This window comes from Actinoplanes sp. NPDC051859 (genome assembly GCF_044452725.1).
Taxonomy (GTDB): Bacteria; Actinomycetota; Actinomycetes; order Mycobacteriales; family Micromonosporaceae; genus Actinoplanes.
This window is the reverse complement of record NZ_JBITBX010000028.1, coordinates 15,231-34,512: the sequence shown is the minus strand read 5'-3', so window position 1 is coordinate 34,512 and position 19,282 is coordinate 15,231. Positions and strand designations below refer to the sequence as shown.

The window sequence follows — 19,282 nt, the reverse complement described above, 5'->3', positions numbered from 1 at the left end:
GACCACCACGGGCCGTCACCCCGGCTCTCACCGGCATCTAACCACGGGCACCTTCTCAAGTCCCGTAGAGAGGAGGGTCCACCAGTGACCACCGTCGCGTTCATCCTCGTCTCCTGGACCCCCGACGCGCCCGCCGGGATGGAACGGGCCACCGCAGCCGCCGCCGTCGCCCTCACCCAGGCCGGGCACCGCGCGGTCATCATCAGCGCCGCCGTCACCGAACCCGGCCTCTACGGTGGTGTGCAGGTCATGCCGCTGCTCACCCTGCCCGTCACGTTGCCGTGCGACGACCGCACCCTGCGGACCCTGCTCGAGCGGCACGCCGGGTGGATCCGCGCTGAGCTGGTCGGCCTCTACCGCGACCTGGCCGTCGACGCCGCGGTCTACGTCGACGCGCTCTGGGGGCTCGGCCGCATCGCCCCCACCCGCAGCCCCGCCCGGCGCATCCTTGCCGCGCACGTCGTCGGCCACGACACCGACCTGCATGCCGCCCTCGACCGCCAACCGGACGCGGTCATCGCCCCTTCCGAGACGGTCCGTGTCGAAGCCGCCGCCCGCGGCTACCCCGCTGACTCGTGGCGGATCGTGCCGAACACGCTGCTCGTGGAGCACCCACCACGCTCGGAGCTGGTGCGCGGGCAGCTACGCCGTAGCGGCCCTGTGCGTGTCCTGGCACGCCTGTCGCCGGTCAAAGGCGTCACCGCCGAGTTCATCCACACTGCCCCCGACCTGAACCGCCCGATTGAGGTCGCCCTCGCCCACGCCGGCTTCGAGGACACCACCGGCGAGCAGCACCAACTTGCCCTGCAGTGCCGAACAGCCGCCGACCACAATCCGAACATCACCCTGCGCGGCGGCATGTCCTGGCTCGCCGTACCCGCCTGGCTCGCCGAGGCTGCCCTGGTCATCGTCCCGTCCCACCGCGAGTCGTTCGGGCTGGTCGCGCTCGAGGCCATGTCGGTGGGCACCCCCGTCGTCGGCTACGCCGTGGACAACCTGCCGCACCTCGTCGGCGACGGCGGCAGCCTCGTCCCTCTATCGGAGGGTCCTGCCGGGCTGTGGCGTGCCGTCCGGGACCTGCTGGACGACCCGGTACGGTACGAGGCAACGTCTCGGGCCGCGGACTACCGAACGCGGGACTATCGGCCCGCCCTGTGTGCTGACCAACTGTTGAAGGTGGTGAGCTGATGGGCGGTCCCCGCACATCTGCCGCAGTCCCGCTGTTGCTCGTCGACGGTTTCAACCTGCTCTGGAGCGCCACCTTCGGGTTCCCCGCCCAGATCCAGTCGCGTGACAAGACCCGCGACCTCACCGGCCTGTTCGCGTTCTTCGCACTCCTACGGGTCGCCGTCCGCAAGGAACTCCCGGCCCCGCCGGAGATCATCGTCGTGTTCGACGGCGAACACGGCAGCGCCGACCGGCGCAACGTCGACGCCGACTACAAAGCCCAACGCCCCACCGACGACGACGCCCTCGCCCCGCTACGGCACCTGCCCGACGTCAAACGCGGCCTCGACACCCTCGGCATCACCTGGGTAGAGCTACCCCACGCCGAAGCCGACGACGTGATCGCCACCCTCACCACCACCACACCAGCGGACCGGCAGGTGATCATCCTGTCCCGCGACCGCGACTTCTACCAGCTCATCACCGACCGCGTGCGGGTACTCAACACCGGCTTCCGCGCCGGCGCCCGCCTCGTCGACCCGGACGGGGTCCGCGAACGCCACGACGTCGACCCGAACCAGTGGTGTGACTTCCGCGCGCTCACCGGCGACCCCGCCGACAACATCCCCGGCGTCCGAGGAATCGGACCGGGCACCGCCAAAACCCTGCTCGCCGGCGGGCTCACCCTCGACGACCTCCCCAGCTCCGGGCGCCTCGATCAGGGTCGCGGCCGGGCCGTCGCCGCGCAATGGGACCAGGCCCTCAAGTGGCGAGACATGATCCGCCTCGTCCACGATCTTGACGTTCCCACCGCGCCGACCGGACAGGTCAGTCCGCCACTTCCAGCAGCACGCGAGATCGTCGAAGCGCTCGGACTGTGGTGAGCGCCCCGGCCCGCGTCGTTGCCGTGATGGCCCACCCCGACGACCCCGAACTGTGGGCCGGTGCCACCCTCGCCGCATCAGTTCGCGCCGGCGCCACGGTCACCATCATCCTGCCGCGCCGCGGCGAACCGCGAGACGCAGAAGCCACCACCAGCGCAGGAATTCTCGGCGCCGCGCTGACCCTCGTCGACGACCTGACCCCGGCTGTCCTTGACCCCCTCCTGCGGGACCTGCGACCCGAAGTTCTGATCACCCATCCCGCCACGGACATGCATCCCGAGCATCGGCGCGTCGCCGACACCGTCAACGCCGCTCTGCCCGACGTCGTCATCGCCACCGGCCACCCCCGCCGGGTTTACGCCTGCGACAGCTACCACAACCTCGACCGCGACGGCCGACCGCTGCACCTACCGGTCATCCTGGACGCCACGACCACATGGGACACCAAAATGCGAGCGCTATCCGCGCACACGTCCCAACCCATCACCGAACACTTCGCACCGATGGCCCTAAACCTCGGCCACCTCCACGGCGGGCGGATCGGCACCGCCGTCGCTGAGGCGTTCGCCGCCGTGCCGGTCCTCGGCCGGCTTGCCCCGCGAGCCTGGCTCTAGCAACCCACCCCATCCCCGTTCCGGGAGCACCTCGCTTACTGGGTTGATCCTTGGGCGCCCAGACCTGGATCCGCAATTCATCGCTCGCGGCACCAGGTCAGACTCGATTGGAAGGTTATGAACCGAAGCCAGTTCAACCCCCGCCGCTGGTTTGCACTGATAGCGGCCGTGATCGCGTTCACCGTTGTCGGCGTCACTCCTGGCGCGGCACTCGCCGTCGTCCCCTCCGGCGTCAATCAACCCGTCTATCAAGGCCCGAACTATTCGTACGGCGAAGCGAGCTGGGACCAGGCGATCGACAACCTGGGATCGCTGGAGGCACACCCCGGAGGGGCGTTCGCCAGCAGCCACTGCCTGGCGACGATCTTCGACTGGAAAACGGCCGACAGCGAGCACTTCGACGCGCGGATCGCGAAGACCTGTAAGAGCTCGATCCACATCGACGCGAACAGCGATGACTCCTACCAGCCCGGCAGCACTCATCGCTGGCTGACCGGCATGGTCAAGTTTGGTGCCTGCTACGGTCCGGTGAACTCCACGAACACCACGGCATCGAACTGCAGGGACTTCTGGTCCGCCGACCGGACCGTCTACCGCGACGAGGACATCTTCGGCGACGCAACCGGCCCTAACGCCAACGTGCCGAACCAGTGCGCCCGCTCATGGCGTGTCGACGTCAACGGCACCGCCGTTCTCTACAACAGCGGCGGCATCTCCAGCTCGTGCAGCAGCTGACCCATATCCCCGACTCCGAAAGACACAGGTCATGAAGAAGATCATCACGGCGGGTGCGGCGCTGACCATCGGCGCGTTCACCGCCGGTTGCGCAAACTCGTTCGCCGCCGGCGCCCCAGCTGAGCCAGCCGCCGCCGCGCAGGGCCGCAGCCTATTCGAGCAAGTCAGCCTCAGCCTCTACGGCTCGGCCGACGACCGGCTCGCCGCCGAGAAGGACGTCGCCGCACGCTTCCAGGGCGCCCTGGCCCGATGTATGAAGAAAAAGGGCTTCACCTACCAGCAGGCCCCCTCCGAGCAGCAGAACGGCGGCCCGATCGCGCCCGGAGACCTCGCCAGCATCACCGAGATCACCGGTGACTTCGGCATCGCCACCGCCAAGCGCAACCAGGCCGAAGTGGCCGACAAACTGCGCGCTATGAACGCGAGCAGCACGATGACTGCCGAGGAGGAAGCCGCCTACGGCAAGGCCCTGGGCAACTGCACCCCCGAAGCGTCCAAGCAGCAGCCTTTCACCCCCACAGGCCAGGGCAACTCGATGAAGTGGCTGACCAATACCTTCCGCGAGGTGGAGAAAACACCCGCCGTCGCCGACGCCCTCGACACGTACGTTCCCTGCATGAGCAAGGCCGGGATTCAGACAAAGTCGTACTTCACGACCTACCAGCAGGCCCTCGACCGGTTCCCGCGTGCGGATCTCGGCTGGGCGTCGATGCAGGCCGACCCGAAGTGGCAGGAGGCCGTCGAGTTCGAGAAGAAGGCCGCCGCCGCGGATGCCGCCTGCCGCCGCCCGGCGCAGGACCAAGCTTTCGCCACCGCTGCCCCGCAGCTACAACAGTTCGTGACCAAGAACCGGGCGCAACTCGACGCCGCTCGAACGGCCTGGACCCAACTGAGCGAATAGCGCCCAGGCGTGGAATGCGGCTGGCCTCGCCACCGGCAGACCGGCCGCCTTCGCCCTTGACACCTCGCCGCTAAATGCTCGACTCCGACATGCCGCGATCGCCCAGCACGCCGCGACCGCAGTCCACCGCGAGATCAACACTGCGGTCCCTGGCCACCCGGCAAGTGCACATCTACGCGTCGCCTAACCTACCTGGCGGTATTCGTCCGGCGACACCCGTAGCCCTTATCCGCGTTCCCGCCCTGTGACGGCACGCGCGGCCTCTAGATCTTGCATGGACTGCTTGAGTTGCGGGCCGCCCATCTGGGTGAGGATGCTGATGGCGCTCTCGGTTCGGCCGCTGTGCCAGATGCCCTCTGTCGGTATGCGATGGAGGATGACCCCGATTCCGTCTTTGTGGAAGAGCCGCGGCGTGAGGTATCTCGCGCCTCCGGTGCCGCAGAGGTAGTGGGTCGCGCCGCTCACGACAGTGAGGTCGACCAGGCGTCCGGTCCGGCCGGGTCGGGTCTGGTAGCGGCTGCTGCGCCGAATCGTGCCGTTCCAGCCGAGCATTTCGAGCATTGCACGCGCGGATTGTTCGGCGATTGCAGCGACGCGATCGGTGGTGTCGAAAAGCTCTAGGATGCGTTGGAGTTTCGGTTCGAAGTCCCGCCAGTGAGCATTATTGCGGTACCTCTCGTACAGCATTTGCCCAAGACGGCGTTGGCAGCGCGTCGGGTCCGCGAGGCGGACGTCGCGGATGAGGGTTGCGCGGCCGGCGGGCAGGTGGGCGGACAGGGTGAGCCACTGGTGGTGGTCTGGTCGGCGGGGGTCGCTGAGTCGGGCGCGGTGCTGGTAGTCGCGGCGGTTGAACTGGACGTCGTCGAGAATGATCCATTGGTCTGCGGCATAGAGTTTTGCCAGGGTGTTCAGCCGGGGGGGGGCAGGTTCGGTTGGTGGATCGCGCAGACCACGCTGCGGGTGGGTGGCGGTTCAGGTGGTGAGCAGTCGGCGGGTGAATCCTTCGTGGAGGAGCTGGTGGTAGGCGTCATGGACGTCCTTCGGGACGGTTTGTTCGATGGCGTAACCGAGCCGGGGGTATTCGACGACGCGTTGCAGGTCGCCGACGAGCATGTCGATGACGAGGCGTTCGTCGCCGATGGTCTTGACGTAGTCGTCGAATTCGAGGGGCTGGGACGTGCAGACGACCTCGACATCGGGCCATACCTTGCGGCAGGTGGCGTAGGCGCGGCGCTGCATGTAGGGCATGGCGATCACCATGACCCGGCGGGGCTGGATTCCGGCCTGGTGGAGGACGGCCCGGGACAGGGTGATGTTGAGGCCGGTGTTCGTCGCCTCGGGCTCCAGCAGGATGGCGGACTCGGGGACGCCGTGACTCAGTGCGTGCTCGCGGAAGTGGACGGCCTCTCCGCGGGGGAAGCGTTCGGGGTGGGTGGGGTTGACCGCTCCGGTGAACACCATGGTGGGGAACCAGCCGGCGTGAAAGAGCTCGGCGGTGTACTCGGGGACGCCCATGTCGTGGCTGCCGAGTCCGATGGCGACGTCGCAGTGCCGTATGTGGTGGTGCATCTGGTGGTAGTCCCAGATGAGGCGTGCAGCATGCCACTGGTCTTGGGTGACGGTGGTCGGCTTTAGTTCGGTCACGCGTGTTCTCCCTGGTCACCGTCGGGTGGCCGGTGTTGAGCCTGGTGGCGGATGCCCTCGATGCTGCGCAGTTGGTGGCTCATACCGTACGTGGCGGCCAGGTTGGTGGCCTGGTCCAGCATGGCGAGGCCTTCGATGCGGCTGGCGGGGTCACTGATCAGGATGTGGCCGTGGGCGGTGGCGAGCCGGGCCCGCTGGAGGGGCGAGTCTGCGGCGGCGCTGGCGCGGGCCCGGCCGATGTAGTCCAGGGCGGCGGTGAGTTTCCCGGCGCCGCGGTGGGAGAGGGCGAGTTTCTGCTGGGCGACAGCCCAGTCTTCCGGCTCGGTGAGCGTGTCGAAGGCGCGGCTGGCTCTGATCATGACGGCGGTGGCGTAGTCGTGGTCGCCGTGTTTGTCCAGGGCGGTGCCCACCCACAGCAGGGCTCGGCTGCGGTCGCGGGCGCTGAGCCGGTCGTCGTCGGCGAGTTGCTGATATTGATGGGCGGCGGCGACGAGGCAGCCGGACATCTCGTCGATGACGGCGAGCGACAGGTCGAGCTGAGCGACGCGGCGAGGCGACCCGAGCTGGTGGAAGATGTCGCGTGCGGTGCCGTACGCGGTCCCGGCGGACAGCGGGCCGGAGGTCGCGCCTTGGTCACGTAGGACGTCGCCGCGCAGGGCGGTGCTGCGGGCGTAGAGATGCAGGCCCTTGTCGTCGAGCTGGTGGGCGTCGACCTGGGTGATCCACCGGTCGAGCAGGTGCGCAGCGAACGTGAAGTTCTGCGCACTGAGCGCCGACGCGGCACGCTCATGGTCGTCGGCCCAGGCCTCGTAGTCGAGCGTGACCATACGCCGGGTGTGCGCGCCGCTGGGTGGCGCGGCCAGGACAGATTCGAAGCGGAGCCGCACCCCAGCGTCGCCGCGGCTGAGGGCTGTGTCCAGGACGGCCTGCATGTCGGGCCGGGGTCGGATCGCGGCGCCGTGGGACTCCCATTTGGAGACGGTGCGCACGGCGACGCCAAGGTGGGCGGCGAAGACGCGCACGCTCATCCGCATCGCATGCCGCAGCGCCCGCGTGTGCAGGCCGGTCCACTCATTGACGGTGATCACGGCGCCTCCCTTCCGCCTCGCATCAGACCACGGATCCGGGCGAGAGTGCACCGCCGATGCCACGCAGGTGCCACACCTGTTCGCCCCCCCCTCGGAGGGCTCCGGCCGCGATGCTCGAAGTAGTCGACCTGGCCAGCGACCTCCACCCCATCCCATGGAAGGGACGCCGTGACTAGCCATTCCTATCTCGAGCTGTCGTCCACGCCCGACCCGTTGTTCGCCAGCCCGGCGGTCTTGCAGATCCCGTCGGCGACGGAACGTAACGACTACAAGAAGAAGCCGGGCAGCTCCGACACCGCCCGGCAGCGAGACGAGATCATCACGTAAGTCCTTCGCTTCCGGGGCGCTTGTTGCCGCAAGCGCCCCGGCCCCGTCCGCTCCTCATTTCACGCGGAGGCATCGATGCTCAAGTTGCACATCCGGGCCGAGGACGTTCCCGGCTCGTGGACGTGGACCGGCCGCCGCTGGCAGGCCGGAGCCTCGTGGATCGAACCCTACGACCATCCCGCCCTGGAGATCATCGACCAGAACAGCGACAGCCCGGCCCTGGTCGTGAGGGAGCGCTGCCCCGGCCTCGACCGGCAGCCGCACCACCTCGGCTGGGACGGCGACTTCGTGACGGTGCAGTTCACCGGCGACAGCGTGTGGATCCAGGCGGGCGAGCGTGGCATCGCACCGATCTACCTGCTCGAACACGCGGGAACGTTGTACGGCTCGTGGGACGTCGCGGACCTTGCCGAGCATCTGCGCCAGGCGCCGTTGCAGGAGCGGGAAATCGCCCGGCAGCTGACCGGAAGATACCGCTACACCCACGAAACCCTCTGGAACGGGCTGTACTGGCTCACCGAAAGATCCTGGGCCGTGTTCGGTCGGCGCGGCCTCGACCTGTGCTACCCCCTGGCCGCCGCGCACGGTCGGCCACGGCACCTGCATCCCGACGCCGACCCGATCGCCGCGTACGAACAGTTGCTCGACCAGGTCCTCGACCGGCACGCCTACGAGCCGGCCACGACGGCGGTCGAGCTGTCCGGCGGCTTGGACTCGACCAACGTCGCCGCCGTCCTCGGCGCCCGCCACCCCGACAAAATCACCGCGGCGGCGATGCTGATCGTCGGCCCCGCCGGCATTCAGCAGCAGGACCGCCGCCGCCGCATGATCGACATGCTGCGGCTGGGCGTCGATGTCACCACCCGCATGGTCGACAACCTGCCGCTGCGGCCCGGCGGACGACGCGCCTCCCGCGCGTTGATCACCCCGTACGACGAGCTGTATGACGAGGGCAAGCACAGCCTGCTGACCCTGCTGGCCGAACGGGGGATCCGAACCCTGGTAACGGGGATCGGCGGCGACGAGATGGTGGCCCTGACCCTCGACGAGCTGCCCCGCCAAGCCGTCGGTGTCGACAAGCCGCCCGCCGAGTGGATCGGCCCGCGCACCCGGGAACTGCTGGACGACCTCGAGACCGGGACCGCACCGGCGGCCGTGGTCAACGAGATGACGCTGCTGAGCATGGCCTGCGTCGCCCCACCGGTCCTACGCGCCGGCATGTGGCCGGTCCATCCACTCGCCGATCCCGCGCTGATCCGGTTCGGGGAATGGCTGCCTTACCCCTGGCGGCATCGCAAGGAACTACACCGGGCCCGGCTCACCCGCATCGGCTGCGACCCATATCTGACCGATCCGCCGCTGCGGGAGAACTTCGAGCAGGTCATGAGCCTCGGGCTGCGCCGCTACGGCGTGGACTTCCTCCAGACCATGCTCGACCATGGCTTGCCGTTGATCGACGGCGGCTACATCGACCCGGACGGGCTCACCACCACCATGGAGCGTATCGCCGCCGGCACGGCAACACCCGCCGATCACGACATCTGCGGCGTCTTCGTCGCCGAAGCCACCCTGCGCAGCTACGGCCACGCCGATTCACTCGCCACGGTGGCGGCGACCGCCACCACTCCGGCCTAGGGTGATCCCGTGACCCACACCCTCTCGCCGCCCTCGCTGGTGATGCGCCGGGCCAGCAAGGGCGACGTCGACGCCATCGCGGCGCTGATCCGCGCCCGCTCGGCGTGGATGCGCGACCGCGGGCTGCCTGACTGGGAGGACGCCGCTGACGACCTCGCCGGGCAGGCTGCGGACCCGGACGTCCCGGTGTGGGTCCTCACCGGAGAGGGTGAGGTGATCGGCTGCACCACGCTGCTCGACCAGTCACCGGCCTGGTTCTGGACCGAAGCCGAGCGCGCCGAGCCCGCCCTGTTCATGGTCAGCACCGTCACCGACCCCCGGTTCGCCGGCCAACGGCTGGGGTGCCGGCTCGCTTGGTGGGTCCTCGACCACGCGGCACGCACCGGCCGGGCCTGGGTACGCCGCGGCACCTTAGTCCCCCAGCTCGTGGCCTACTACCGCGACGTGCAGGGCTGGCAAGTCGTCCGCCAGATCGAGCGCGACGGGCACACGGTTGTCGGTCTCACCCGGCGCGCTGCCCGCGTTGCGGACCTCGGAATCAGCGCAGCGGTCTAGCTCCGTCGCAGGCCCTACTTTGGAGGTGACGAGAGCCGATGACCGCAGGTACGTGGTGCGACGCCACGAACCTCGTCGCCGTGGATCTCGAAGGAAGCGGTGCTCAGGACGGCGACGACGAGGCCATTTTGGAGATCGCCGCCGTTCGGCTCATCAACGGGCGGCCCGATGTGGCCACCGCCTACAGCACCCTGGTCAACCCCGGCCGACGGATCGGGCAGCGGCCGTGGATCTCACCAGGGCTCACCGACGAAACCCTCGCTAGTGCGCCGCCACTCGACGAGATCGCACCGCAGGTCGCGCGGCGGTTGACCGGCGCCTACCTGATCGGCCACAACGTCCGCGTCGACTGGCGGCTACTGCACCGCCGCTGCACGTCTCTCTCCATCGCCGGGCTGATCGACACCTACCAGCTCGCCAAGACCTGGCCGGCAACAGGTAAACGCACCCTGACCGCATTGCTGAACCAGCACGGGCTCACCTCCGCCGTGAACGACGCGGTGCCGATGGGCCGTCCCCACCGGGCGTTGTGGGACACCATCGGCGCCGCTCTGCTCTTGGACTCTCTCGTCCGCCGGCGGTGGCCGGATCGGCAGCCCTCTTTGACCACGCTGCTTCCCGCGGCCCGACCACCGCAGCCCGCCCTGCCTGCGTCACCGCCAGCCACTCTGTTCGGCTGAGGCGACGACAGCCGTGGACCGTTGAGCGCGGCGTCGTGATCATGACCTCGACGGTCGTCTGTTACCGGATCGCCGGGAACGTTCCGGCTCGCCCGGAGATTCCCTGACCAGGGGCTAGATCGCATCGGCGGGCCTGCAGCCGGGGCCGGGGCAAGGGTAGCCATCGATGGGTGCAAGGCCGTCAGGTACGGGCCGTCAACCGTAACCATCCGATCAGGGCAACCTCCGGCCGCGCACCACCACACCCGGACCCGGCGGCATTACCGTCACCTCACGCCCACCGCAGTCCGCGGAAATGCCGGCCGTTCCGGCACTCGGGCAACCCGTTCACGCCCTCCTCGAGGGTCGCTTCGCCATGCCCTCGTTTCGAAGGAGATCCACCGAGTGAGCACCTCCACCGACCGTCCAGCGTCCACCGCCGAAATCCCCCGACAGGCCGAAGGCGACACCGACTTCGTGCTGCCTGAGCTGCGGCCAATCTGGTGGGACACCGGGGTACGGGCCCGCGCCGAAGCCGGCATCCTCGGCGTGTTCGCCGAGTTGCCCGGCTTGACGGCTCGGGCGGTCAATGTGGCATGGCGTGCGGATCGGATGCGTACCGCGATCGTGGCTGCCGTGATATCGGCCGCGGCCGGGGTGCTCTGTCCGTCGTGTGTCTGCGGGTTGACGCTGTGCGGCACGGCGAGCAGAGTTATTACCAAGATTTCCCAGGCAACCCCTGCTTCAAGGAGATCACCGTGGCGAGGACGTGCTGCGGCACCGGCAACCGGACGCCGGCGGACACCACCAGCAATGCTGATGACGGGGCCCTCCCGCATCGAGGTAAAGGCAGACGGCGGTGAAATCGCCTCAGCCGTGGGCCTGCCGGTCTGCGCAGCTACCGCAGGCCATCGCGGTCACCAGCGCTGTCGCTGACACGATCACCGTGTGGGTGGCCGGGCAACTCGACGGGGCCACCCGCGGCGTCATCTTCGACGCCCTGCACGATGCCCTCGACGAGCATGCGGCGTCACAGGTGGTCATCGACCTCACCGGGGTTGACTTCTGCGACAGGGCTGCGGGTCTGTCAAGAGAACGGCTCTGGCGCAGAAACGGTGGTCGGCTCACGCGAGCAGGATTCGTTGGCGTAGGAGGGCGAAGCCGGCGCCGCCGTACATCTGGCGTTTCAGGTACTTGACCTTGGTGTTGGCGCCTTCGATTGGGCCGTTGCTGTAGGGCAGGGTCAGGCCTGCCATGACGGCGGGCAGGTCTCTGCGCAAGCCGTGGACGAATCCGTGTAGGGCGGGCAGGTCGTCGGCGTTGACGCAGGTCATCCAGGCGTCGAGGTCTTGGCCGCGGCGGCCGGTGAGCAGGTCGGCGAACTTCTTCACGCGCTCGGCAAGGACGCTCAGATGTGCGCAGGACGCGAGGAGATCGGCCAGTTGTCGCTGGTGCTCAGCGGGTTGGTCGGCGAGCTTGCTCATGAGCCACGAGACCAGCCGGCGTGGCGAGGGCGGTTTGCGGAGCGCGTCCGCGCGGCCCTGGTTGAGGTAGCGGACCAGCAGGTTAGCGCTGCCGGTGTAGCCGAGGTCCCGGATCTCGGCCAGCAGCCGGGTCACGGCCACGAAGGGTTGTTCAGCGCGGCGGGCGTTTCAGCTCCTCAGCCGACGCCGCGCGGGCGTAACGTTTCACGGTGTTCAGCGCCCAGCCGAGACTGCGGGCGCATTCCAGCAGGCCCTGGCCTTGATCGAGCAGCGCGTGCACGGCCCGGTGGCGGTCGCGGGTGCGCTTGTCCAAAGGCTGGTCCGGCCGGACCGGGCCGTCACGCCAGCAGCCGGAATGGGCGATCGCGGTCCTCTCGACGGCCTTGGCCAGGTTCGCCCACAGATGCCAACGGTCGCTGACCTGCACTGCCTGGGGAGCACCGGTGCGGATCGCCTCGGCATAGGCAGCCGATCCGTCGCGACACACCACCTGCACGCCAGGATGGTCGCGCAGCCACGCGGCGAGGGTGTCCGCTTTGCGATCGGGCAGCACATCGACGCGGCGATGGGTGACCGCGTCGATCAGCAACGTCGCGTAGCGGCGGCCCCGGCGCAGCGCGAAGTCGTCCACGCTGAGCACGGCCGGAACCGCACGATCGGGAATCGGCTTGGCCATCAGCACCCGCAGCACCGTGCTGCGCGAGACCCGGGCACCGACCCGAGTCAGCACAGCCGCACCGGCCCGGCCCGCAGTGACGACGGCCAGATCAGCGACCAGGGCGGTCAACTGCCGAGTCCGCCGCGCCCACCGTTGGGTCAGCGCGGGCACCTGCTCACGAAAGGTCCCCCGCGAGCAGGACAGCGCTGCACAGACCAGGCGCCGCCGCAGGTGTACCACAACGGCACGACCACCGACCGGAAGTCAGCCAGGCGCCGCTGGTGATAGGCGTACACCCGGTCGCTGAGCTGCCCACAGTCCGGGCAGGCCGCCGCCACGACCGGCGTGCGGGCAACGATACCCACCGCCGCCCCAAGATCGATTACCCGCTCGATGACCAGCGGAGACAACTGCGGGAAGACGGTCTCGATCACATCGCACGGGCACCATGATCGCTTACCTAAGTAACCACATAGGACGGCGGTCGGCCGACCACCGTTTCTGCGCCAGAGCCGCATCATTGACACTCTGAGCAGGGCAAACGTGATGACGTTCGCCGACAAGGCCTACCAAGGCGCCCGAGGCAGCATCCACGCCACCGTGTTCGCACAGGCCATCCTCGTCCTACACCACGTCGAAAACCCGATCTACCGAGGATAAAAAGGCTCACTGATGCAGAGGCTTTGTGGTCGTCATGAGGGCATTCCGGCGGAAGATCCAGCGCCAGGCGGGCATGGCCTTGTGGCAGCCGCAGGCACCCGAGTTGCTGGACGGACCAAGGGCCGGCAGTGGTGGGTATTCCACTGCCGGCCCCGGGGATGCGGTGACGTCCGCGGTCAGCGAGGTGTCAGCGTGGTGGTGATGTTGGTGTAGTAGAGCTGGGTCAGGCTTTCGAAGCCCGAGTCGGTTCCCGCGTGGAGCCAGAGGGTGCCGTCCGCGCCGGCCGTGACGGTGATCGTGTTGGTGGCGGTGCTGGTCCGCTTGACCTTGGCCCACTTCTTAGGGCTGTCGCTCGGGAGGCCGTTCTCGATGTTGCCGAGGACGACCGACTGCGGGCCGTCGTTGTTCTGGTTGCCCTTCTGCAGCTGGACCCGCTTGTGGTTGTCGCTGGCGTCGACGTAGACCGCCGGCTCCTGCGGGGAAGCGCCGGCCTTGACGTAGACGGACGCGCCTGGCGAGCCTCCGACGCCGAACTGGCCGGCGTGCTCCTGGGACCAGAAGGTCACCGAGGATTTCACCGTGTAGGTCTTGCCCGGGATGATGCCGTCGGCCTTGGTGAGCTTCTTCCGCAGGTACATGAAGAGGTCGTCGCTGTGGTTGTTGCCCTGGATGTAGTAGCCCGTGCCGGTCGCGGTGCCGGCGGGCATCCGGCGGATGCCGTGGTCCGTCTCGAAGAACTCGTGGAACTTCGCGTCCGAGTACTCCGCCGAGTAGTCGGCGTAGTCGGCGACCCAGCCCTGCTGGCCCTGGGCGAAGTTGTACGAGAAGGTCTTGGACCGCGGTGCGGCCGCGGTGTCGGCGGCTGAGGCGGCGGTCGGGGCGAACAGACCGACGAGGGCCGCGAAGGCGACGGCGGGCAGGGCTAGCTTGATTGCGCGCAAGGGTTTCTCCCGGGCAAGTGGGGGTGGGCGAGGCTCGTGACCTCGGCGCCAATCTTGCACGAGCCGAAGAATCGAAGGTAAGCAATGAGGAAATCTTGTTTTCCAAGGTCGACAAGGGCGAAGTGCCGAAGATCATCGGAATCTAAGCAGATCTGACCTGGTCATCTTCAGCGGCGGAGAATTTCCCTCGGTTGAGAAAATCCTCACACCCCAAGATCACCAGAGATGACGGGACAGTTCGCGGCGCAGCGCGCGGGCCAGCCCACCTGGGTCAGATCGACAGTGAAAGCAAGGGCGCCGTACCGCTTCGTACGTGCAACGCCGGCCAGCCGTCCGAACCATCGGCGACCGAATGGACCCGGTCCAGGCCTGCTGGGTCTCGTCCACGGGAGAAGGGCAAGGACGCCCTGGACCCACGCTATACAATCACGCCCGTTGGCGGCCCAGACAAGATCCCCACGTCCGTTGCGCTGCAAGGCGGCAGTGACCTCAACGTTGTGGTGCTTATGGACGTTGCCGCTGGCGGCAATCAGAAGCTGACGAGCATGGTCCAGCGCGGCCTGCTGCCCAAGGAGCACCTAATTCCACTCACCGACATCACTGGGACCTCCGAAGCGGACATCGAAGACCTGTTCGAGTTCGGTTGGTACCTAAAGCTGCTCAAGGAGAGCAGGGTCTGCACCATGGCTAAGACCAAGCTCTTCGGTGGTGGCCGCGTCGTCAAACAGGTGGAAGCTGTTCTCGGCAGGAGGTTCGATCACTACCAGCTCGCCAGTTACCTGATGCGAACGGCAACGAAGCTCCGCGACGAAGTGGACGGCGACGCCATCGACCGGTTCGCTAAGCTCTTCACCCGCATTAACCGCCAGCTCAGCGCCTGAGAACTACAGATTTGATGCCCCGGTCAAAGTCGATGCCAGTCCGGTAGAGGCGCTGGGACGGGATCGCAGGTAGTGGTCGGCGGCAATCAGCAAGCTCCGGCGGACCAAGCGCATCGCATCGATGCTGTTGGAGCGACGGTCCCCGATGCGGCATTCATGAACTTGCCCATTAGCCGAATTATCCTTAGACGCCGCGTCCGTGCCACTGACCGCCAGCCGCGATGTCACGCATCAGATACGCGCCGATTTGTCCAGACTAAGATCAGTCGCCGCGACCCATGCCGACGAGCGCTGCCATAATAAGTGACGACGCCAGATACCAGCCCGCCGCGCAAGCTAGGCGGGTTGTGGGCGCTGCGTGGAGTCTTACGATCGCGGCGCCGGGTGTAGTGCAAGATCGTTGCTGGTAGACAGTCGGCGTGACCGATCACGACTTCCACATCGAGACCGAGGCGAGTGTCTCGATCCCGGCTGCGGCTGCTACCCGGGTGTGGCTCGCCGGTGAGCTCGACTCGACCGCCGCCGGGAAGCTGCGCGACGTGCTGATCGACGTCGTTGACGCCCGCGCCGCCGCTCGCATCCTGGTAGACCTCGACAAGGTCACTTTCATCGACGCCGCTGCCATCAGCGCGATTCTCGACGGCTACCTCGTCGCTCACCATGCAGGCGTCGCCCTGCGCCTCACCAACGCCCGCGGCATCGTGCACCACGTCTTCACCGCCCTCGGCATGCTCGCCCTGTTCATCCCCGACCGGCACAGCGGAGAAAGCCGAGAGTGAGGCTGCCTTCAGGGCCGCACGGCCAGCGGCGGAGTCACCTCAACGCGGCCTCCTTTGTCGCGTCTCGGACTAAGAGGAGCCGCAGCCCGGACCATCGCCTGCCTCGACGCTCAGAATCGGCTCCACCCTGCCGATCAGTCAGACGCTTCAGGTGCCCGCCGTGTGAGATGCCTGAAGTGCTCTGAGGGGATCGTGCCGGCCCCCACGATGTGGCCTCATCTTCCGGGGGTCGGCGCGAGCTCCTCCTGCTAACCGCCCGATTTCGTCGCCGAGTAGGACTCACCTACCGAACCACCCGCCGCTACCTAGTGATCGGGGCGAGGGCTCAGCGGATCCGCCGACCGGCCGATCAGAGGAGAAAAAACCTCCTACCCTTCACTCACGAAGAGAATTCGGCTGCGGTGAGCACCGTACTGATCGTCGACGACGACCCCGACCACCGAGAACTCCTTGGCTGGGCACTACAGCGATGCGGGCACACCAGCACCGGCCGATGCCAGCACCGCCCGTCATGAGGCCACCCGCGGCGGCTGCGACGCCGCTCTGGTCGACGTGCGGATGCCGGGCTGTTCCGGCATCGAACTGTGCCGGTGGCTACGCGACCAGCCGACCACCGCGGCCCTGCCGATCATGATGGTCAGCGCCGATTGCAGCACCGCCCAGATGCAAGAGGCGTTCGCGGCCGGCGCTGACGACTACCTCACCAAACCCCACACCCGCGAGCAGCTGGCCGACCGCATGCAGCACCTGTTGGCCGAGCCCGGCCTGCCCGCTCACCACCACGGCGCCGGGGTCTTAGAGACTCTCCCGTGCGTGCCCGCGACCGTGACGACGCGGGGCGACGATGAAACTCAAGGGGGTGCTGCTTACCGGGACCGTGCTGGCCGGCGTGCTGGCAGCCGATGCCGCGGCTAGAGCCGACGCGAACCACGAGCCCAATGTCGTCAGCCTGGAGAAACAAGACGGCCTAGCCAAAATCGATCATGACTCCATGTCTCGGCAAGCTGCCCATATTCGCGGGTAGGGGCGGCTTGCCCGAACAGCTTCGCAGGAGTGGTGTTTGACCCCGTCGCCGGCGAGCTGACCGCCCGGGTACGTCGATAATGACCAGGCTGAAGGACTACTCAGAGCCTGGCAGGCGCTCAGTGCGCACGCAGGAGACCTACCGGTCCGCTTCGCGAAGACACACACCTCTCTGGCCAGGATGACCGCCCTGCGCCAGCAGGTCGATACCGACCGGACGTGGGCCGGCCCCTACGCACAATATGTTCACTCCGTGTACCTCGATCAACTCGCCTTCCAGTTGAAGATCGACGCGTTCGCCAACGGCGAAGAACTCGCTCGCGCGCTCCAGGCGCGGACCGGCCTGACTCCGGCGATCACCACCAGCGCCCACGGCGTCCAACCACAGTAAGGCGGTCTCCGACGTAGGCCGCCATCTCCTCCGCGGTGGGGCGCCTTGCCAGCTCGTCGTGTTGGCTGTCTAGCAGAGGTGCTCACCACGGGCATTACGGTGGGCCATAGAGACCTCCGGTCAGGGTGGTTCTGGGCGCGCTGCTGCTCCCGGATGGCAACCTGTGGTGGTGGGAGCCGGTGGTAAGTGCGTGGCCCTGCTGAGGAGCTGCGGGGGTGACGCCGATGATCACGGTAGTGCTCGCATTTCCCTACGTCGTCGGAGCTCAGATGAGTGCGCTTACCACCCGTGAAAGCCCGCGCCGGTTTTCGGTGAATGATCTCGGTGTTCGGGTGAGGATCCTCGCGGCGGTGGTCTTGGCGATCGTCGGGGCGCTGGTGGTCGGGTTCGTCGGCCTGCACGCGCTGAACCGTGCCAGCGCGGCCGCGCAGGACATCTACCGGAGCAACGTGGCGAACGTCGACGCTGCCGGCAAACTGCGGTCCGCGTTTCTGCAATGCCGCATCGATCTGCTCAACCACGTTGTGTCACCGGACCCGGCATCGAAGGACAAGTACGAGAAGGCGTTCGCCGCCGACGCGGGTGTCTTCGACGCTGCCTTGGCCGCTTACCGCGGTGGCAGCCCCGCGGGAGCGCTCGAGGTGGTCGCTGATGTGGCGAGCAATTTCGCCGCCTACCGTCAGATCGGCACGGACAAGCTGATACCCGCGAGCAAGTCCGGCGACGACGAGGCCTGGCGCAACGTCCGCGACACCGAGGTCGCGCCGATCTCGACAAAGATTTACGCGGACGTGCAGAAGCTTGCCGACGCGGAGGCCGCCGACGCGCAGGAATCCGCGCACAGCGCCCAGTCCGCCTATGAGAGCAGCCGCACGCTCTCGGCCAGCTTGCTGGTCGTGAGCTCGCTGCTGGCGCTGGCCCTGGGACTGTGGGTGGCGCAGCGCATCATGCGCTCCCTGGAGCGGGTCAAGACCGTGTGCGACAGCCTGGCCGCCGGGGACCTGACCCGCACCGCCGGGCTGACCTCCCGCGACGAGCCGGGCCGGATGGCCCTCGCGCTGGACACCGCGGTGACCCGGTTGCGGCAGACCATCGCCACTATCGGCGGCACGGCCATCACCCTGTCGGCCGCCTCCCGAGAGTTGTCGACGGTCAGCGCCGAGATGCAGACCGGCGCCGCGGACGCGGCCTCAAGCGCGACCAGTGCAAGCACCTCGACCGAGCAGGTCAATGCCGGGGTCCACACGATCGCCGCCGGTGCCGAGCAAATGAGCGCATCGATCGCCGAAATCGCGGCGAACGCTACCCAGGCCGCCGAGGTCGCCCGCCAAGGGCTCACAGTGGCCGAGCGCACCAACGCTCAGGTGGGACAGCTGGGGGCAGCCAGCGCAGAAATCGGTGACGTCGTCAAAATGATCACCGGTATCGCCGAGCAGACCAACCTGCTTGCCCTCAACGCGACCATCGAGGCCGCCCGCGCCGGCGAACTCGGCAAAGGCTTCGCCGTCGTGGCCGGGGAGGTCAAGGAACTGGCCCAGCAGACCGCCAGGGCCACCGAGGACATCACCGCCCGGATCTCGAACATCCAGGCGACCAGCGACTCCGCGGCACTCGCGATCGGGGAGATCACCGCCGTCATCGGGCAGATCGGCGACTACACCACCACCATCGCCTCCGCCGTGGAAGAGCAGACCGCCACCACCAGTGAGATGAGCCGGTCCGTCGCCGAAGCCGCTACCGGCAGCGGAGAGGTCGCCCGGGCCGTATCCGGCGTCGCTGAGATCGCCCAGGCCACCGCAGACGGCGCCGACGCCACGCAACAAGCCGCCGGTGACCTGACCCGACTGTCGTCAGAACTCGCCACCCTGGTCAACGAATTCCAGCACTGACCCCAGCCCAGCCCACGAGGGCGCAAAAGACTGGCCCACCCCTATTCCGCCCGGTGTTCGTCGATGTGGTGAATGACAGGATCGTGTCCTGCTCAGCGACAGGAGCGTGTCCCAGTCAGACCCATCCTGTCGTTGCCCAGCTGCGGAGATCATGACAAATCGGTGAATGTCTCCAAGAGATCGTCCAAGTCCAGGTGACCGCCCGGTCAATCTGCTTGCGGTCGAGTCCGGCGGCGGCAGACAGGTCCACAGGTGTCAGCTCACCGGTGTGCAAGGACGGGGTGGTGAGAGGCGGCGAGAGGTGCCTAGCCCACTGCGGCTCGTTGACGAAGGGCCGGCGTGCGTTACTCGTTCTTGAAGCTGAAGC

Annotated in this window: 18 protein-coding genes and 1 pseudogene; 14 read left to right on the top strand and 5 right to left on the bottom strand. The window is 67.7% G+C overall.

The genetic code is table 11. The features are described 5' to 3' along the window. Positions 1-84: 84 nt before the first annotated feature. The 5 genes from ACIA1L_RS32990 to ACIA1L_RS32970 all read left to right on the top strand — a co-directional run bounded on the left by ACIA1L_RS32990 (position 85) and on the right by ACIA1L_RS32970 (position 4,301). Positions 85-1,188, top strand: a complete 1,104-nt coding sequence (locus ACIA1L_RS32990; protein ID WP_396076988.1) for a glycosyltransferase family 4 protein — start codon at positions 85-87, stop codon at positions 1,186-1,188. Next, a complete protein-coding gene (locus ACIA1L_RS32985; RefSeq protein ID WP_396076987.1) occupies positions 1,188-2,051 on the top strand; it encodes a 5'-3' exonuclease H3TH domain-containing protein in 864 nt (287 codons plus the stop codon). The genes ACIA1L_RS32990 and ACIA1L_RS32985 overlap by 1 nt, the downstream gene beginning before the upstream one ends. Continuing rightward, on the top strand, positions 2,048-2,665 hold the full coding sequence (locus ACIA1L_RS32980; protein ID WP_396076986.1) for a PIG-L deacetylase family protein: 618 nt from the start codon (positions 2,048-2,050) through the stop codon (positions 2,663-2,665). The genes ACIA1L_RS32985 and ACIA1L_RS32980 overlap by 4 nt, the downstream gene beginning before the upstream one ends. Positions 2,666-2,782: 117 nt before the next feature. Further along, complete coding sequence (locus ACIA1L_RS32975) at positions 2,783-3,400, top strand: hypothetical protein (protein ID WP_396076985.1); 618 nt, start codon at positions 2,783-2,785, stop codon at positions 3,398-3,400. A gap of 31 nt (positions 3,401-3,431) precedes the next feature. Continuing rightward, positions 3,432-4,301 (top strand): hypothetical protein, encoded by an 870-nt coding sequence (locus tag ACIA1L_RS32970; protein ID WP_396076984.1) that lies wholly within the window; start codon positions 3,432-3,434, stop codon positions 4,299-4,301. Between the two features lie 225 nt (positions 4,302-4,526). On the opposite strand, the gene ACIA1L_RS32965 is transcribed toward ACIA1L_RS32970, so the two are convergent. From ACIA1L_RS32965 to ACIA1L_RS32955, 3 genes are all read right to left on the bottom strand, one after another. Beyond that, positions 4,527-5,204 (bottom strand): WbqC family protein, encoded by a 678-nt coding sequence (locus ACIA1L_RS32965; protein ID WP_396076990.1) that lies wholly within the window; start codon positions 5,202-5,204, stop codon positions 4,527-4,529. Between the two features lie 69 nt (positions 5,205-5,273). After that, on the bottom strand, positions 5,274-5,945 hold the full coding sequence (locus ACIA1L_RS32960; protein ID WP_396076983.1) for a YdcF family protein: 672 nt from the start codon (positions 5,943-5,945) through the stop codon (positions 5,274-5,276). Continuing rightward, complete coding sequence (locus ACIA1L_RS32955) at positions 5,942-7,033, bottom strand: helix-turn-helix domain-containing protein (RefSeq protein ID WP_396076982.1); 1,092 nt, start codon at positions 7,031-7,033, stop codon at positions 5,942-5,944. Before ACIA1L_RS32955 ends, ACIA1L_RS32960 begins: the two co-directional genes overlap by 4 nt. 168 nt (positions 7,034-7,201) lie before the next feature. Here ACIA1L_RS32955 and ACIA1L_RS32950 point away from each other — a divergent pair, with 168 nt between their 5' ends. The 4 genes from ACIA1L_RS32950 to ACIA1L_RS32935 all read left to right on the top strand — a co-directional run bounded on the left by ACIA1L_RS32950 (position 7,202) and on the right by ACIA1L_RS32935 (position 10,230). Continuing rightward, a complete protein-coding gene (locus ACIA1L_RS32950) occupies positions 7,202-7,360 on the top strand; it encodes a hypothetical protein (protein WP_396076981.1) in 159 nt (52 codons plus the stop codon). Positions 7,361-7,435: 75 nt separating this feature from the next. Next, a complete protein-coding gene (locus ACIA1L_RS32945) occupies positions 7,436-8,995 on the top strand; it encodes an asparagine synthase-related protein (RefSeq protein ID WP_396076980.1) in 1,560 nt (519 codons plus the stop codon). Between the two features lie 9 nt (positions 8,996-9,004). Beyond that, complete coding sequence (locus ACIA1L_RS32940; RefSeq protein ID WP_396076979.1) at positions 9,005-9,550, top strand: GNAT family N-acetyltransferase; 546 nt, start codon at positions 9,005-9,007, stop codon at positions 9,548-9,550. Between the two features lie 38 nt (positions 9,551-9,588). Beyond that, positions 9,589-10,230 (top strand): 3'-5' exonuclease, encoded by a 642-nt coding sequence (locus ACIA1L_RS32935; RefSeq protein ID WP_396076978.1) that lies wholly within the window; start codon positions 9,589-9,591, stop codon positions 10,228-10,230. A gap of 1,103 nt (positions 10,231-11,333) precedes the next feature. Here ACIA1L_RS32935 and ACIA1L_RS32930 read toward each other — a convergent pair. Next, positions 11,334-12,782, bottom strand: a pseudogene (locus ACIA1L_RS32930) (ISL3 family transposase). A gap of 405 nt (positions 12,783-13,187) precedes the next feature. Continuing rightward, the gene (locus ACIA1L_RS32925) at positions 13,188-13,952 is read right to left on the bottom strand and encodes a hypothetical protein (RefSeq protein WP_396076977.1); all 765 of its coding nucleotides are present in this window, start codon (positions 13,950-13,952) and stop codon (positions 13,188-13,190) included. A gap of 506 nt (positions 13,953-14,458) precedes the next feature. On the opposite strand from ACIA1L_RS32925, the gene ACIA1L_RS32920 reads away from it, so the two are divergent. From ACIA1L_RS32920 to ACIA1L_RS32900, 5 genes are all read left to right on the top strand, one after another. After that, positions 14,459-14,833 carry a hypothetical protein gene (locus tag ACIA1L_RS32920; RefSeq protein WP_396076976.1) on the top strand — a complete coding sequence of 125 codons (375 nt, stop codon included), beginning with the start codon at positions 14,459-14,461 and terminating at the stop codon, positions 14,831-14,833. A 419-nt stretch (positions 14,834-15,252) separates the two neighbouring features. Further along, a complete protein-coding gene (locus ACIA1L_RS32915) occupies positions 15,253-15,612 on the top strand; it encodes an STAS domain-containing protein (protein ID WP_396076975.1) in 360 nt (119 codons plus the stop codon). A gap of 450 nt (positions 15,613-16,062) precedes the next feature. Further along, complete coding sequence (locus tag ACIA1L_RS32910; protein WP_396076974.1) at positions 16,063-16,527, top strand: response regulator transcription factor; 465 nt, start codon at positions 16,063-16,065, stop codon at positions 16,525-16,527. A 361-nt stretch (positions 16,528-16,888) separates the two neighbouring features. Further along, positions 16,889-17,026, top strand: coding sequence for a hypothetical protein (locus ACIA1L_RS32905; protein WP_396076973.1), 138 nt, complete (start codon positions 16,889-16,891; stop codon positions 17,024-17,026). 224 nt (positions 17,027-17,250) lie between these two features. Then, on the top strand, positions 17,251-18,915 hold the full coding sequence (locus ACIA1L_RS32900; RefSeq protein WP_396076972.1) for a methyl-accepting chemotaxis protein: 1,665 nt from the start codon (positions 17,251-17,253) through the stop codon (positions 18,913-18,915). Positions 18,916-19,282: the final 367 nt, after the last annotated feature.

Excerpts from the sequence above, each read along its gene's own strand:
- ACIA1L_RS32985 (WP_396076987.1), top strand. The coding sequence starts at position 1,188 with ATGGGCGGTCCCCGCACATCTGCCGCAGTCCCGCTGTTGCTCGTCGAC.
- ACIA1L_RS32975 (WP_396076985.1), top strand. The coding sequence starts at position 2,783 with ATGAACCGAAGCCAGTTCAACCCCCGCCGCTGGTTTGCACTGATAGCG.
- ACIA1L_RS32970 (WP_396076984.1), top strand. The coding sequence starts at position 3,432 with ATGAAGAAGATCATCACGGCGGGTGCGGCGCTGACCATCGGCGCGTTC.
- ACIA1L_RS32945 (WP_396076980.1), top strand. The coding sequence starts at position 7,436 with ATGCTCAAGTTGCACATCCGGGCCGAGGACGTTCCCGGCTCGTGGACG.
- ACIA1L_RS32935 (WP_396076978.1), top strand. The coding sequence starts at position 9,589 with ATGACCGCAGGTACGTGGTGCGACGCCACGAACCTCGTCGCCGTGGAT.
- ACIA1L_RS32920 (WP_396076976.1), top strand. The coding sequence starts at position 14,459 with ATGGACGTTGCCGCTGGCGGCAATCAGAAGCTGACGAGCATGGTCCAG.
- ACIA1L_RS32900 (WP_396076972.1), top strand. The coding sequence starts at position 17,251 with ATGATCACGGTAGTGCTCGCATTTCCCTACGTCGTCGGAGCTCAGATG.